Source organism: Natronorubrum sulfidifaciens JCM 14089, assembly GCF_000337735.1.
GTDB classification, from domain to species: Archaea; Halobacteriota; Halobacteria; order Halobacteriales; family Natrialbaceae; genus Natronorubrum; species Natronorubrum sulfidifaciens.
This window is the reverse complement of sequence record NZ_AOHX01000029.1, coordinates 110,588-126,818: the sequence shown is the minus strand read 5'-3', so window position 1 is coordinate 126,818 and position 16,231 is coordinate 110,588. Positions and strand designations below refer to the sequence as shown.

11 protein-coding genes and 1 tRNA gene are annotated in these 16,231 nt (G+C 59.9%); 10 read left to right on the top strand and 2 right to left on the bottom strand.

All coding sequences use genetic code 11. From position 1 onward, the window contains the following. Positions 1–39 precede the first annotated feature (39 nt). From lysX to C495_RS06155, 8 genes are all read left to right on the top strand, one after another. Entirely contained in the window at positions 40–918 is an 879-nt protein-coding gene (gene lysX / locus C495_RS06190) for a lysine biosynthesis protein LysX (protein ID WP_193788007.1), read from the top strand. Continuing rightward, positions 918–1,964 carry an N-acetyl-gamma-glutamyl-phosphate reductase gene (gene argC, locus C495_RS06185; RefSeq protein ID WP_008161030.1) on the top strand — a complete coding sequence of 349 codons (1,047 nt, stop codon included), beginning with the start codon at positions 918–920 and terminating at the stop codon, positions 1,962–1,964. The genes lysX and argC overlap by 1 nt, the downstream gene beginning before the upstream one ends. Then, positions 1,965–2,816 (top strand): acetylglutamate/acetylaminoadipate kinase, encoded by an 852-nt coding sequence (locus C495_RS06180; protein ID WP_008161029.1) that lies wholly within the window; start codon positions 1,965–1,967, stop codon positions 2,814–2,816. Continuing rightward, positions 2,813–3,964 (top strand): aspartate aminotransferase family protein, encoded by a 1,152-nt coding sequence (locus C495_RS06175; protein ID WP_008161028.1) that lies wholly within the window; start codon positions 2,813–2,815, stop codon positions 3,962–3,964. The genes C495_RS06180 and C495_RS06175 overlap by 4 nt, the downstream gene beginning before the upstream one ends. Further along, the gene (locus tag C495_RS06170; RefSeq protein ID WP_008161027.1) at positions 3,961–5,031 is read left to right on the top strand and encodes a [LysW]-lysine hydrolase; all 1,071 of its coding nucleotides are present in this window, start codon (positions 3,961–3,963) and stop codon (positions 5,029–5,031) included. Before C495_RS06175 ends, C495_RS06170 begins: the two co-directional genes overlap by 4 nt. A gap of 23 nt (positions 5,032–5,054) precedes the next feature. Beyond that, positions 5,055–5,984, top strand: coding sequence for an ornithine carbamoyltransferase (argF, locus tag C495_RS06165; protein WP_008161026.1), 930 nt, complete (start codon positions 5,055–5,057; stop codon positions 5,982–5,984). Positions 5,985–6,297: 313 nt separating this feature from the next. Beyond that, the gene (gene thrC / locus C495_RS06160) at positions 6,298–7,557 is read left to right on the top strand and encodes a threonine synthase (RefSeq protein ID WP_008161025.1); all 1,260 of its coding nucleotides are present in this window, start codon (positions 6,298–6,300) and stop codon (positions 7,555–7,557) included. Positions 7,558–7,861: 304 nt separating this feature from the next. Continuing rightward, positions 7,862–8,761, top strand: coding sequence for a transcription initiation factor IIB (locus C495_RS06155; RefSeq protein ID WP_049890178.1), 900 nt, complete (start codon positions 7,862–7,864; stop codon positions 8,759–8,761). A gap of 62 nt (positions 8,762–8,823) precedes the next feature. On the opposite strand, the gene C495_RS06150 is transcribed toward C495_RS06155, so the two are convergent. Beyond that, on the bottom strand, positions 8,824–12,342 hold the full coding sequence (locus C495_RS06150) for an LAGLIDADG family homing endonuclease (RefSeq protein WP_008161022.1): 3,519 nt from the start codon (positions 12,340–12,342) through the stop codon (positions 8,824–8,826). 542 nt (positions 12,343–12,884) lie between these two features. Next, a tRNA-OTHER gene (locus C495_RS17610) sits at positions 12,885–13,028 on the bottom strand. A 20-nt stretch (positions 13,029–13,048) separates the two neighbouring features. Between C495_RS17610 and C495_RS06145 the strand changes: the two genes are divergently transcribed. Together C495_RS06145 and C495_RS06140 are read left to right on the top strand one after the other, a co-directional pair. Continuing rightward, on the top strand, positions 13,049–14,050 hold the full coding sequence (locus C495_RS06145) for a tyrosine-type recombinase/integrase (protein ID WP_008161020.1): 1,002 nt from the start codon (positions 13,049–13,051) through the stop codon (positions 14,048–14,050). A gap of 398 nt (positions 14,051–14,448) precedes the next feature. Then, complete coding sequence (locus C495_RS06140; RefSeq protein ID WP_008161019.1) at positions 14,449–15,165, top strand: hypothetical protein; 717 nt, start codon at positions 14,449–14,451, stop codon at positions 15,163–15,165. Positions 15,166–16,231: the final 1,066 nt, after the last annotated feature.

Genomic DNA, 16,231 nt, shown 5'->3' with positions numbered 1-16,231 from the left:
TACCTTGTGCCCTGAGCTCACACACCAGGGGTGGTTCGCGTGAACGTAGGAATACTCTACTCCCGAATTCGCAAAGACGAGAAGCTCCTGCTCAACGAGCTTCGCGAGCGCGACCACGAGGTCGAGAAGATCGACGTCCGCAAACAGACGTTCGACATCAGCGAGGCCCCCGAGGCGTTCGCTGACCTCGATATCGTCGTCGACCGCTGTCTCGCCACGAGCCGCAGCCTCTATGCCACGCAGTTTTTCGAGGCCTACGGCATCCCCGTGGTCAACAGCCACGAGACGGCCGACATTTGTGCGGACAAGGTCAAAAACAGTCTCGCGCTCGAGAAAGCGGGTGTGCCGACGCCGGCGACCAAAGTCGCGTTCACGAAAGAGACCGCGATGGAAGCCATCGAGGAGTTTGGCTACCCGTGCGTGCTCAAACCCGTCGTGGGATCATGGGGCCGCCTGATGGCCAAGATCGACTCGCCGGACGCCGCTGAAGCCATCTTAGAGCACAAGGCGACGCTCGGCCACTACGAGCACAAGGTGTTCTACGTCCAGGAGTTCGTCGAGAAACCAGGCCGTGACATCCGTGTGCTCGCGACCGACGGCAAGCCGATCGCCGGCATGGTCCGTTCGTCGGACCACTGGATCACCAACGCCGCCAAAGGCGCGGAGACGGACGTCTTCGAGCCCGACGAGGAGGCAATCGAACTCGTCAAAGCCGCCAGCGACGCTGTCGGCGGCGGACTGCTCGGTATCGACCTGATGGAGACCGAAGACGGCTATACTGTCCACGAGGTCAACCACACCGTCGAGTTCAAAGCCCTCGACGGAGCCGTCGACACCGACATCGCCGGCACCGTCGTCGACTGGCTCGAGGAAAAAGCAGCCGACGCTGCCGAGAACGAACTCGAGGTGAGCGCCTGATGGCCCCGGATACGGTTACTGCAACCGTCATCGGCGGCTCGGGCTTTACCGGCGGCGAACTGCTGCGTTTGCTCGCCAGCCACCCGAACTTCGAGCTCGCCGAAGTCACGAGCCGATCGAAAGCCGGCAAGAGCGTCGGCTCCGTCCACCCGCCACTGCGCGGCACGGACCTGCGCTTTACCGAACCCGATGATCTCGAGTCCGTCGACGTGCTGTTCGCGGCGACGCCACACGGCGTCTCGATGGGCCAGATCGACGAGTTCTTCGAGATCGCCGACACGGTCGTCGACCTCTCGGCCGACTTCCGCCTGAACACCGAGGAGCAGTACGACGAGTGGTACGACGGCCACAGCGCGCCTGAATACCTCGAGAAGGCCGAGTACGCGCTTCCCGAGATCAACCGCGAGAACCTCGCGGGCGCAGAGCTGATCGCCGGCGGCGGCTGTAACGCCACCGCGACGATCCTCGGGCTCTACCCGCTGTTCGACCAGGGGATTCTCGAGGGCGGCGAGCAGGTCGTCGTCGACGTGAAAGTCGGCTCCTCCGAAGGCGGGGCCGGCGGCGGCGAGGCCTCGAGCCACCCCGAGCGCTCGGGCGTCGTTCGTCCCTACGCGCCGACGGGCCACCGTCACGAAGCCGAGATCGAGCAGTTCCTCGGCACGAGCGTCGCGTTCACGTGCCACGCCGTCGACATGATCCGTGGCGCGAGCGCGACCAGCCACGTCTTCCCGTCGGGCCCCGTCTCGAAGGGCGACCTCTGGAAAGCGTACAGAGGGGCCTACGAGGACGAACCCTTCGTCCGCATGGCCGCCGGTGGCTCCGGCGTCTACCGCTACCCCGAGCCGAAGTCGGTTGCGGGGACGAACCTCGCCGAAGTCGGCTTCGAACTCGATCCCTCGAACAAACGCATCGTCGTCTTCTCGGCGATCGACAACATGATGAAAGGCTCGGCGGGACAGGCGGTCCACGCCGCCAACATCGCGCTGGGCCTCGAGGAGACGGCCGGACTCGAGTTCACGGGACTGCACCCCGTGGGGGCACCGTAAATGACGACCGTCGTCAAAATCGGCGGCGCACGCGCTGTCGACCCCGAAGGCGCACTCGCCGACGTTGCGAGTCTCGTCGAGGACGGCGAGGACGTCGTCCTCACCCACGGCGGCTCGACCGCCGTCGACGAGACCTTAGAAGAGCTTGGCGAGGAACCCACCTACGTCGAGACGCCCGGCGGCGTCGTCGGGCGCTTTACCGACGAACGCACGATGGACGTCTTCAAGATGGTGATGCCCGGCAAGCTCAACACCGATCTGGTCGAGAGCCTCCAGAACGAGGGCGTCGACGCAGTCGGCCTCTCGGGCACCGACGGCAAACTGCTGGAAGGCAAGCGCAAGTCCGCCGTCCGCGTCAAAGAAGACGGCAAGAAGAAGATCAAACGCGGCGACCACTCGGGGAAGATCGAATCCGTGAACGCCGACTTGCTCGAGACCGTCCTCGCGGGCGGCTACACGCCCGTCGTCTCCGTCCCGGTACTCGGGAAAGAGAAAGACGGCGGCTACACCGCGGTCAACGCCGACGCCGACCGCGCCGCTGCCGCGATCGCAGGGGCGCTCGAGGCCGACCTCGTGCTCCTCACGGACGTCTCCGGCGTCTACGAGGACCCCGACGACGAGTCGACCAAGATCGAGTCGGCGGCGACACCCGAGGCGTTCGAGACCGTCAAGGACGCCGCCGAGGGGTTCATGACGAAGAAAGTCATGGCCGCAGAAGAAGCCCTCGAGGGCGGCGCATCCTCGGTCGTCGTCGCCGATGCGAACGCAGACGAACCGATCTCGAGTGCACTCGCCGGTGAGGGGACGACCCTCGAGCCCGGCGCCCTCGACGCTGGGGAGGCCGCACAATGAGCGACCACGATTTCATCTCCGGCAGCAAGCCGATTCCGCTCGAGCGCGGCGAGGGATCGTCCCTCTACAGCACCGACGGGACAGAGTACCTCGACGCGGGCGCGAGCTACGCGTGTACGCCGCTCGGTCACAGCCACCCGGCTGTCGTCGACGCGGTCCAAGAACAGGTCGGGAAGTTGACGTTCGTCGACTCCTCGTTCCCCGTCCAGTCGCGCGAGGACGCCTACGCCGCGCTCGTCGCGTCGACGCCCGACGGCCTCGAGTCGGCCTGGTTCTGTAACTCCGGCACTGAGGCCAACGAGGCCGCACTGAAGTTCGCCCGCTCGGCGACCGGCAACTCCAAGATCATCGCCGCGACCCGGAGCTTCCACGGCCGAACGATGGGCTCGCTCGCGGCGACCTGGAAGGACAAGTACAAGAAACCGTTCGAGCCGCTCGCCGGCGACGTGGAGTTCGTCCCCTACGGCGATAGCGAGGAACTCGCCGAGGCCGTCGACGACGAGACCGCAGCCGTCATCTTAGAGCCGATTCAGGGCGAAGGCGGCATCAACGTCCCGTCCGCGGGCTACCTCGAGACCGCCCGTGAGGTCACCGACGAGGCCGGCGCGGCGCTGGTCTTCGACGAGGTCCAGACCGGCATGGGACGGACGGGTTCGATGTGGGCCTGCCAGAACGCTGGCGTCACGCCCGACATTCTCACGACGGCGAAAGGCCTCGGCAACGGCCTGCCGATCGGTGGCGTCGTCGTCGCAGACTGGATCGCCGACGGCGCGGCCTCACACAACGCCACGTTCAGCGGCGGTCCCGTCGTCACCGCGGCGGTCCACGCGACGATTTCGACGCTGGTCGAAGAGGAGTGGCCCGCCCACGCCGCTTCGATGGGCGACTATCTTACGACCGAACTCGAGGCTAGACTCGGTGACGAGGTGCGCGAGGTCCGCGGCGAGGGCCTGCTTATCGGCATCGAGTTGAAGCGAGGAGCAAATCGCGCCGCCCGTGACCTGGCGATCAACCACCAGGTGCTGGCGCTGCCGGCGGGTCGGACCGTCCTGCGCCTGCTGCCGCCGCTGGTGATCGATCAGGAGGAAGCAGACCAGCTCGTCGACGCGCTGGGCGCGGTTATCGCACCCGACGAATCCGACTCATGAACGCGAGCACGAGCGACCCGACCGACGTCTCGCCTTCGGAAGCCCGAGAGCTGCTGGTCGACCTCGTCTCGACTCCCTCACCGACCGGTGAGGAACGCAAGGCGGCCAAACGCCTCGTGGATTTCTTCGAGGCCCACGACCGAGAGGTCTGGATCGACGCAGTCGGCAACGTCCGCGCGCCGGCAGACGATTCCGTGTTGCTCACCTCACACATCGACACCGTGCCGGGGGATATCCCGGTCGAAGTCGAAGAAACCGGCGACGACGAGGTTCTCTGGGGCCGTGGCAGCGTCGACGCGACGGGACCACTCGCCGCGATGGCAGCCGCTGCCGTCCGCACTGGCGTCTCCTTCGTCGGCGTCGTCGGCGAGGAAGTCGACTCGAAAGGATCGCGCTATCTCGTCGCCGACAGAGACGACGCGCCACACGCCGTCGTCAACGGCGAGCCCTCCGGCACTGATGGGATTACGCTCGGCTACCGTGGCCTCATCGCCGGCACGTACGTCGCGACCAGCGAATCCGGCCACACCTCCCGACCGGACCCGAACGCGATCCAACACGCCGTTCGCTGGTGGTCCACCGTCGAAGATCACTTCGAGGGTGGCGAGTACGAACCCGTCTTCGAGCAGGTGACGACCAAGCCCGTGGACATCCAAGGTGGTGTCAGCGAGGACGGCCTCTCCGTCGAAGCGACGATGGACGTTCAACTGCGCGTTCCCCCGTCGCTCGACGTCGAGACCGTCCGCGAAGCCGCGGAAGCCGAACTCGAGGTCGGAACCGTGACCTGGAAGGACAAGGTCCCACCCGTGATGATGAGCCCGCGAACGGAGGTCGCTCGAACGTTCCGCGTCGCCATCCGGAAGGAGGGCAAAGACCCACGGCTGGTGCGTAAGACGGGGACCAGCGACATGAACATCTACGCGGGCGCATGGGACTGTCCGATGGTTACCTACGGCCCCGGCAACTCCGACCTCGATCACGCACCCGACGAGCGACTCTCGCTGTCGGAGTACGATCAATCCGTTTCGATCCTCGAGCGCGTCTCGCGGACGTTGAGCGAAGACTGAGCACACAATTTTCAGACACAACAATGACGACAGAGACTGACGACACACAGCCGAGACATTTCCTCGACGTCGACGATCTCACCGAGACAGAACTGTTTACGGTCCTCGACCAAGCCGCGGCGTACAAACGCGCCGTCGAAGCCGGCGACGAGCATACCGACCTCGAGGGCCAGACGCTGGGGATGCTCTTCCAGAAAGCGAGCACCCGAACTCGAGTCTCCTTCGAGACGGGGATGACCCAACTGGGCGGCCACGCGATCTTCCTCGGGGAAGACGACATCCAACTCGGGCGAGGCGAACCCCTGAAAGACACCTCGCGTGCGCTCTCGCGGTACGTCGACGCCGTGATGGCCCGCGTGTTCAAACACGAGAACGTCGAAGTGCTCGCGGAGTACGCCGACGTCCCCGTCGTCAACGGGCTGACCGACGACGCCCACCCCTGCCAGACGCTCGCGGACCTTCAGACGATCCGCGAACAGGAAGACGGCTTCGATGGCGTCTCGGCGACCTGGATCGGCGACGGCAACAACGTCGCTCAGTCGTTCGCACTCGGCTGTGCGATGACCGATATCGATCTGACGGTCGCCACACCTGAAGGCTACGAACTCGACGAGGAAGTCCTCGAGCGCGCCCGCGAACTGGGCGGCGATCCGACGACCACGACCGATCCAGTCGAGGCAGTCACCGATGCCGATGTCATCTACACCGACGTCTGGATCAGCATGGGCCAAGAGGACGAACGCGACGTCCGCATGAACGACTTCGAGGGCTTTCAGGTCGGGGCCGACTTGCTCGAGCACGCCCCCGAGGCGTCGATCATGCACTGTCTTCCCGCCCACCGCGGTGAGGAGATTACCGACGAGGCCATCGAGAGCGACCAGTCGATCGTCTTCGATCAGGCCGAAAATCGACTGCACGCACAGAAGGCGGTGTTGAGCTGGTTGCTCGAGTAAGATCCGAAAGCGACACGAGCGGCGTTTTTCGAGCGGTCAATTCGATGTTACCGATCGTTAGGAACTAGTTAGGTGGTTGAACAGTACTCAGCTATTATATGTCTTGCCGTGTTCGTGACGATTGAATGTCAGTTCGGCTCATCATCGGGACGCTGCTCTTGCTTGCGGGGCCCGCTGCACTGCTCGCGTTCATCCTGCTTTAGCCGGCATCCGTGGTCGTCACGTCCGATGGCGTTCTGTCGATCGGATGGGGGTGCAGGGGCCACCGGCGAATCCACGTCCTTTTTGCCGCTGCCACACCTCTCGACTGATAATGAGTCTCAGCCTGTCCGCAGAGCAGCCGGCCGCCCCCGACGTCGCAGACGATGGCGTCTGGCTCGAGTGTATCGAGTGTGGCGACACGTTCGCGCCCTTCGACGATGTCCGGTACACCTGCGACGAGTGTGACGGTTTGCTCGAGGTCCGCTACGACGAGTTGCCGACGTTCGACGATTTCGAGGGCCACGGTGTCTGGCGCTACGCCGCCGCGTTGCCGTTCGAATCGGGCGTCTCGATTCAGGAAGGATCGACGCCGCTGTATGAGGTGCCGCGGCTCGAAGACGAGATCGGTGTCAAAACGCTGCGGATCAAACACGAGGGCATGAACCCGACCGGCTCGTTCAAAGACCGAGGCATGACCGTCGGTGTTCAGGTCGCAAAGGAACTTTGCGTCGGCCGACTGGCCTGTGCCTCGACGGGGAACACGAGCGCCGCGCTCGCTGCCTACGGCACCCGTGGCGGTATGGAAACGCTCGTGCTCTTGCCTGCGGGCAAGGTCGCAGCGGGCAAGATCGCCCAAGCGAGCCTCCACGACGCGCGTATCCTCGAGGTCGACGGTAACTTCGACGCCTGTCTGGATATCGTCCAAGAACTGGCCGCCAAAGGCGAGGTCTACCTGCTGAACTCGCTGAACCCGTTCCGACTCGAGGGCCAGAAGACGATCGGTCTCGAGATCCTCGAGGGCTTCCTCGCCGACTACGACACCGTCCCCGACCGGATCGTGCTGCCAGTCGGCAACGCCGGGAACACGTCGGCGCTGTACAAGGCGTTCCGCGAACTCGTTCAGGCGGGTGAACTCGACGAGGACGACGTCCCCAAACTGACCGGCGTGCAAGCCGAGGGCGCGGCCCCGATGGTCGAAGCGATCGAGAACGACGCCGACGAGGTCCGACGCTGGGACGACGTCGAGACGCGCGCGACGGCGATCCGGATCGGGAACCCGGTCAACGCACCGAAGGCCCTGCCCGGTATCCGCGAAACGGGTGGTACCGCCGTCGCCGTCTCCGACGAGGAGATCACCGACGCCCAGCGATCCCTCGCCGCCGAGGGGATCGGCGTCGAACCCGCCTCCGCCGCCTCCGTCGCCGGCCTGCGAAAACTCCGCGACGAAGGCGTCGTCGACGACGACGAGCGCGTCGCCTGTCTCACGACCGGCCACCTGCTCAAAGACCCCGACGCTGCGGCCGCTGCCGGCGGCGATCCCGAACCCGTCCCGGCCGACACGGACGGCGTCCTCAAGCATCTCCACCAGTAGTCTCGCCGCTGAACTGCGCTCTGTTTTCCGTGCCAGACGGTTTGCGTTTGCGTACAGCCCACCGTTTCCAACCACAACGGGCTATAGTACCAACTGAACCGATTGACACACAGATCGCAGAGCTGTCGTGCGATCTGGTGTGCAGTGACAGTCAGTGGCCACTATAGTTCCTCACTGGTGTTGAGCCATTGATCCGTACCAGATCGAAATAACTGAAACCGAATTTTCTGTTTAATTCTCAACTAGATCATGTATTTTAAATATGATGACGAGCCACAATCCATGTACGGTAAAGGGATTACCAATGGTTGGAATGGATGGAAACTGTGTTTGTCCCGAATGTGACGGCAGGCTACGTACGAGTGGGACCGAGACGATCTGCGAAGACTGTGGGCTCGTCTTGGCCGAAGACGCGATCGATCGCGGCCCCGAGTGGCGATCGTTCGACGATGACGAGACCGATCCACGCCGAACCGGTGCGCCGCTCACTCGCTCGAGACACGATCGTGGGCTTTCGACGGAGATTGGCTACGGCTCCGGCACTCCGTCCGAGTATCGGTCCCGGATCACTGGTCGAAAACGCCGCCAGATTGCTCGTCTGCGACGGGAACACAATCGCGCCCGCATCTCGTCGAAAGCCGAACGAAACCAAGTCTACGGGTTCACCGAAATCCGGCGAATCAACACCGGACTCTCGCTCCCCGACTCCGCTCGCGAACAGGCGTGTACACTGTTCAAGTCGGCACAGTCAGAAGGTCTGTTTCAGGGTCGATCACTCGAGGGGTTTGCCGCAGCGGCGATCTATGCCACCTGCCGAACGCGTTCGAACCCGCGGACGATCGACGAAATCACCACCGTCGCCCGAGCGGATAGACACGAGCTAACGGCCGCCTACGACGCACTCAACCGCGAACTCGGCCTTCCGACGGGGCCGATCGATCCGACGGGATACCTGCCGCGCTACGCTTCGAAACTCGGCCTCGAGACGGCCATCGAGCGTCGTGCTCGGGAACACCTCACTGTCTTGCTTCAGGAGGGACTGATCAGTGGTCGAAATCCGAGTGGCGTCGCAGCGGCGTGTCTCTACGAGGCCGCGAACGAGCGCGAAGAGTGGCCAACGATCACACAGGCCGACGCAGCCGATGTCGCCGACGTTGCTCCCGTAACGATCCGCTCAACGGTTACGACCATCAGAGAACGGTAACACGAGACCAGTGACACGCGAGCAGGTGCTGACGACAGCAGACCGTAACGGTGAACCGCCAGCTATGTGGTCCGTAGATTATCCATACTCGGTTCGTAGACCTCGCCTTTCTGTTTGAGTTTCTCGATTTCGTGTTCGGCTTTGGAGTGGTCCATACCAATCTCCTCTGCACGGTCGAGGACGATATCGACCGGCGCGCCGTCGTCGTACTCCGCTTCGATATCGCTGATCAGCTGTTTGATGTTCTTGATCCGATCACGCTGTGATTTGGACGTCCCCGCTTCGACGATGTCCGCGTCGAACTCGCCCGTCTCGGGGTCGACACCGATATCCTGCAGACACGAGCGGACGATCTCGATGACCCGCTCGGCGTCGTGTTGCTCGACCGTATCCGACAGCCGCACGCGGGCGCTGGCTTCCGAAAGTCGGACCAGTGCCTCGAGTTTCCGTGCGGTCACCGGAATCGGGGCGTCCTCGTCGGTGCCTTTCAAACGGAGGTCGACGTAGAACTCCCGGATCGCCTCGCGTGCTTCTTCGGTCATCCGTGGATGGCAGTTCTGTTTCGCATAGGCGATGTATTTGCGCAGGAGTTCGGCGTCGATCTCGGGGTCGACCTGCCCGGTCATCGCTTCGATCTCCTCGTCGGAGACGTCCATCGATGTCATCTGCTCGCGCTGGGTGGTCAACTCGCCAGCGTAGTTCGTGGTGAGGATGTGTTCTGCGAGATTCCGGTCTTTCTCCTCGTCAGGGTCGTCCGTGACCGTAAAGATCAGGTCGAACCGTGAGACGAGTGCGGGTTCCAGATCGATCTGTTCGCTGATCGGCTCGTAGTGGTCGAACCGACCGTACTTGGGGTTTGCCGCGCCCAGCAGGGAACACCGGGACTTGAGCGTCGCGTTGATCCCCGCCTTCGAAACCGAGATTTTCTGCTGCTCGAGCGCTTCGTGCATGGCGGACCGATCTTCCGACCGCATTTTATCGAGTTCGTCAACTGCGGCGATCCCTCGGTCGGCCAGAACGAGCGCGCCGGCCTCGAGTGTCCACTGCTGGCCGTCGCCGAAATCGTCGCGAACCGCAGCAGCCGTCAGCCCTGCCGAGGACGACCCTTTCCCGGAGGTGTAGACAGCTCGAGGGGCGATGTTTTTGATGTAGCCGAGCATTTGGGAGTTGTGCGAGATCACGCCATTCGAGATGTAGTTGTGAGTTCCCTCGACCTCGAGGTCGTATACCCAGTCGTAATCAGGTTCGACGCTGCTGATAGATTCGATGCGTTCCCAGCAGACATCCCCTTCGGCAAACTGCTCGAGAGTGTTGAGACTCCTTTTTAGAGACCCACCGTCAGCTAGAACACCGTTCTCTCTTGGGGCCTCTTCTGCTGATAACGCGTCTTTGAATGTCGAGACAACCTTCTCGAAACTCTCTCGACTTGGATTTCTTGACCCCCGTTCATAATGTTGATACGTCGATCGTGGTAGTCCACACTCGGCCTGTGTGAGCGATAGTGATTCCCGTATTCGCCGCAGTTCTGAGCCAATATCTGGAATGACATCCCGGTTTGTATTCCTCATTGTATCGGCGTATTGTTCTGCAGCCTGCTGTTTTCGCTGGGTTATGAAGCCCACTTTAGAGACATATCTCTCAAATTCGTTTCCGCTGATTCTGAGTCGGCAGCTACTGTTCTGCCGCTGGTGCAGTTGTGATCGGATCCCAACTGAGAGAAGTAATGTTCTAACATCTTCGAGCAGATTGCGGCTCATCGAAGCAACAGTGAGCTCGCGCTGCGATTCCGAAACGTGTCCTTCTCCTTCGATGAATGCTTTGAGGAATTCCGATTTAATTGTCGCTGAAGCCTCGAAGATTGAATCAGGAACACACTGCTCACTGGATGGCTGAAGAATGCATGGCTCGAGTACTTCGAGGAAGCTTACGAACTCCCCTGCTGAACAAAGTAGTTCAGACGCATCCTTCGATTCATGAGGCACTCGCTCCGTCGTATTGAGGCCTAGTTTCTTGAGTGCATCCGTTGCGTCGTCCAATACTTCCCTGTCATTGTTCGTAATTGAAACGAACCCTGTATTATCGTCTCGCTGTTGGACATATCCCTCTGCGATGATGTATCCAATCAGGCGGGCTAATGATGGCGTCCATTGACTTGGCAGGTCAAGTTGAACCGCATTTGGTGATCGAGATTGCCGAAAGTCAACGTTGAGTGTGTCATCACCGTCTACTGTAAGTGTTCGAGGTGCAGCAATGAACTGTCCTGTTGTGAGGTCATCTGCGATTATCGGTTTGAGCTGTCCGTCATTCTGTACGAACAGAGGATGTGACGGCGTCACCTCGAGTTCTCGCCCACTCGAGGTCCGAATCCGATACATCTGATCGGGGGCTTCTCGCTTCCAGACTTTAGTTGCCCGCTGCGGTGCGATTGAGCCATTGTCCTGTAGGGACGGGATGTTGAAATCTATCTCGTCGTACCAGCCATCATCGATCGGCTTCGGGTCCTCCAGATTCGACTCGACAATTTCCCGAATTGGGACGTTACGGCCATCTGCGAGTGTTATTTTTGTATCTCCGTGGACACACTTACCAGTACCAGGATCACCAATGAGGAGCATATGCAGGTCACCTCGGATTCTCGAACCGTCGGGCAACTGTTTAGTGACGCCCGAAAACAACTGGAGGATCATCGCGAGTTTCTCCTGGTCGTAGCCGTAGATGGAGGGCGCGATCGAGGCGACCATTTTCTCGTAGATGTCCTCACTCGAGGAGAGGCGGACGATCTCTTCTTTGTCCTCGTCGGTGATGTCCATGTCCTCGAACTGCTCTTCGTCGACGTCGACGGACATCCCCTCCATATAGAAATCGAAGACGGGCGATTTCTCCTGATCGTTGCCCTGTTGCTCGAGTCGCAAGACGCCGGTCGCCGAGACGTGGTCGCCGGGGGTGACTTCGCCAGTGATGTCGTCTTCGATGTGGACGTCGAGTGACTGTGGAGTCTCCCCACCGCGGAGGCCTTCAGGGCTCTCTTGCATCCGAAGCTTTTGGGAGTCGACGAACTCCGATTGGTCGAAGTTGACTTTGAACGGCCCCTGTCGTTCACAGCCCTGGCACTCGTGGGGTTCCTGAAAATCCCCACTCGACTGCGGAATCCGATTCAGGGTGCCACAGAGTTGACACTCGAAGGCGGCCTCTTCGATCTTCGGGCGAACGTCGGTCGCTTTCCGAACGATGCCATGGACCTGCACGAGGGAGTTCATATCCCGGGCGCGAATGTCGCGTATTTCCGGCGATTCCGTCTCGGGAAGGTTGCGGATTCGGACGTGAGCCTGTCCGAGGCTGACGTCGATCGGCAGGTCGTACAGCCGCAGCGCTTCCTCGGCGTAGCGCTGGAGCTGTTCAGGCTGGTTCAGAACGTCGTCTGCGAGATCAGGATCGAACCGATAGAGATCCTGCCAGTCCACGTGAAGCGAGCGCTGTTCGTTTGGATATCGCTGCGCAAGCTGCTTGATCTCGTTGTCGTAGTAGTTGCGGAAGAATTGCTCGAACGAGTCGACGAGTTCAGAATTTCCCGCTTGCGCCATTGCACAGTTCTAGGTTCGCCATCGTGTATAAAGGATTGCAAAGCGGGCTGAAACTGATCGTGGTGACTCACAAGCGTCCCCCAGTCGGGCAATAATACTGAACCGAACGGACTGGTTCGGGCCACATCGAACCCCCGTTCGAAAACCGTCTCCAGCATCGCCGAAGACGCACACGCCGCCTGTATCCCTGTTTACGTGGCCACAGTGGAAGTTAGTCTCGTTCGGTTATGTATGTACGGCCAATCTGTTTTGGTATCACACCCTGGACGGCGGCTATCGAACCGCTTGCTCGTCGGTAGCATGCGTCGTCGAGTTCTCTCGAGGCGACACTGAGCGTAGCGAGTCGATGAGGCGGCACACGCCCTTTCTATGAACTCACAGATGGCCCAGTCTAACGTGGACGCGACAATGGAGACACGAACTGTCGGTCGCGTGGGCTGAACGCTGTCAACATCATGACCACCTCCAGAAAGCGGCTGCTAAGTGGTGTGAAAGTGGTGGGAGTAAAGCGGCAAAATGATCTGCTTTACTTATATACCGTATGGGATCGCCCGGATTTGAACCGGAGTCTGGCGCGTGAAATAAACCGCATTTCACGCGCCAGACAGGCGTTCGGCTCACTACGTTCGCCGAACACGGGGTCACGGTAGCAAAGGCCCAAGGCCCTCACGCGAACCGACGATCCCGTATCGCTCCCGGATACACCATGAGTGACACAGACTCGATGAATCCGGAAGAAGCAGTCGAACTATACCTCAAAGACCGGGAGACTGACCTGAGCAGGCAATCCCATCAATCGCACCAATACCGTTTGAAGGGGTTCCTCGAATGGTGCGAAACCCAGGGGGTCGAGGACATGAACAGTGTGACCGGGCGAACCACGCATCGGTACAAGATCCACGAGCAGCAACGCGTGAAGGCGACGACGCTCAAAGGCTACATGGACACGCTGCGAGTGTTCTTACGATTCTGCGAGCAAATCGATGCGGTTGCAGACGGTGTTGCCGAGTCAACCGTCTCCCCCACAGTATCCAAGGGTGATAGCACGAGAGACGCGATCGTCACTGCCGACCGCGCGAACACGATACTCGCACACCACTCGAAGTACGAATACGCGAAATTACACCACGCATTCTTGAAACTGCTATTCGAGACCGGGATGCGGATGGGCGCGGCGCAAAGCATCGATCTCACAGACACGCACACAGACGCTCAGTACATCGAGCTTCGACACCGCCCACATACCGACACCACGCTCAAAAACGCTGAAAGAGGCGAGAGAACGGTCTCGATATCCCCGGGACTGTCGCAAGTACTCCAAGATTACATCGACACGCACCGGCACGACGTCGAGGACAACGGACGCAAACCACTGTTGACGACCGATTTCGGACGTATCAAGAAAAGTACAATGCGGCAAGAAATGTACCGGCTCACCCGCCCGTGCACGTACGGCATCGAATGCCCCCACGACCGCATCCCCGACGAGTGCGAGGGAATGAAGTCACGAACTCCGTACAAGTGCCCGAGTTCCGAGGCACCGCACGCCGTTCGGCGAGGGGCGATCACTCACTACCTGAGCGAAGACACCCCCGCCCGGGTCATCAGCGACCGCATGGACGTCAGTGAGGACGTATTGGATGAGCACTACGATGCGAGGGACGAGACCAGTAAAATGCAGCAACGCCGCGAACACCTTCCCTTCTGAACGAACCAGGCGTTCTTGTCAACGCCGCGCCCCGTGGCACCCCCCTCAGTGTGAGTGGAACAACCTCGCCGGTCGCGGCGGGCGGGAGCGGCAAGCCGATCGGTGACTGAGCAAGCTCGCGCACCACTATCAAAAACCCGATATAACCCAAATCAATCACGCCGAACCCACTCACACTCCGTGGGGTAAATCCCCCATCACTCACCACTATACCAGACACCATCTTAGGACGAAAAACGGTGGAAAAACACACTGTAAAAAGTCAAATGAGACACTTAGATCGCTCGAAAATCTTTTTAGAGAGATTAAAAGCCCGGCCACTCTCAAACGATTCACACTCCCGATCGAAAAAAGTGATGCCACCTTTTTACAGTATGTAAGAAAAATGGTTAGATGCAATGAGACGAATTGCAATATACACGATCGCAGAAGGAAAAGACACGATAAACGCACGAATCGAAGACGCGGTGGAATACATCAGCGACGAACTCGGACACGACTTCCCGCACTCGAAGATCCGAGAAGCGAGACGAAAACACCAGCAAGGACACACCGTCTCGCAACACGAAAGCGATGACGCGAATCTTAAAATCGGGATCGATATGCCGCCCGGCGACCGCATCGAAGACGCCGAGAAACCCGGATCCGTCGCCGATCACCCGCGCGAAGACGGGCACCTAATCACGGTCACGGAACGAGACGCCCCGCCCGCGGAACCCATGCGGATACTGATGAAACGAGGTGTAACCGTCCACGTCATCGACGCAGGGTTAAGAGTCAAATCCGGGAAGACTGGTGGGTTATCCCCAGCTGCGAAACGGGCGATAGAAGCGATCAAAGACACGAACGACGCGAAAACGGATCCGAACGAGCCCTTGACAGGTCACGTTCACAAAGGGGGCAGGCCACCCGTTGGGTGTAGAGTCGAGAACGGAATGTTACGAGCAGACGACAACTACTCGAAAGTCCGTCAAACACTGTTCAGAGTCGAAAACGGGGAAATGTCGCGGGCGGCTGCCGCGAGACGCCTCGAATGCGTCCCGAAGACGATTGATAATGCGCTTGAACGCCGTGAACTGTACCGTCTCGATGCGATAGAACCGGTTGAGGCGTGAGCAGAAACGCTCTTCTTTTCACACGGTCGCCTTGAACTTGTCAACACACCCGTTAGCAACACGGTCGTGTTGGCAATCCACCAATCGTGCTCATAGCACGACCGTTTAACCTATTCGTTCTCACTTCCTCGTGTTGATGGATCGATGCCCCTCTCCCTTCGACTCTCCCCCTTCAGTTACACTCGGGACACCCCTCCCCCACAGTAGAGGTGAAGTCACACCCGCATCACACGTCGTTTTACGCAGCAAAAACAGCGGATGTAAAACGAAAAAATCGCAACACGGCAACGGGGCTGAAAGGGGATTTTACAAATTTTACTGATTTTACGCGTTCTCTCAGGAGGGAGTGACAATCAGTTGGGTGCGTGGTGGTTGGGTAGAACACATTGACCTGAGAGATACTGTTAAATCTGTTAAATCTGTAAAATCGCACCCTAACCCCTCCCGTTGGGCTCTCTACCTCGTAATATCGTTTTACATTTGGACTGTTCAGATTGTAAAACGGTGTTAAAATGGTGGAATGTGAGGGTGTTGGAGCAGTGGCCCCGTGTTTTGCCTGGTTTGCTGCAGCGAGGTTCGGTCCCGACCGGTGCGGTTGGCGGTGCCCGCGTCGGTGCCTGTCGAGTCCGGCGGCGACCTCAACAATGAAATAGTGAGAATCGACGTGGACGGTTGACAGGTGGCGCGATAGCCGACTTAATAGTATGCATGAAGGCAACAGTGGTTAGTGTAATTCGAACCACTCTGTCGGGAGTGAAATACGGTTTTAGAGGGGTTGAAGTCGGCGTTCTGAGTGTTCAGGTGTGGGTTTGTAATTGGGATTCAGTGTGAGTATTTGGAAGGGTGGTGCAAGGCTTTATACGTGATCCTTAGATATGATTAGTCAAGCTCGACGGACATTCGTCCCTATTCGATCAATTGGTGATCGGAAAAGTGGACGAACGCGGTGTAACGCGTTGTCCGTTGGGTGTGCAATGGTAGCCCAACATGATAAACAACGATACGACCCATAATAAAGATGGGCAGACGAAACCAGCGACAGTCGAACTGAACGGCGAAGTAATCG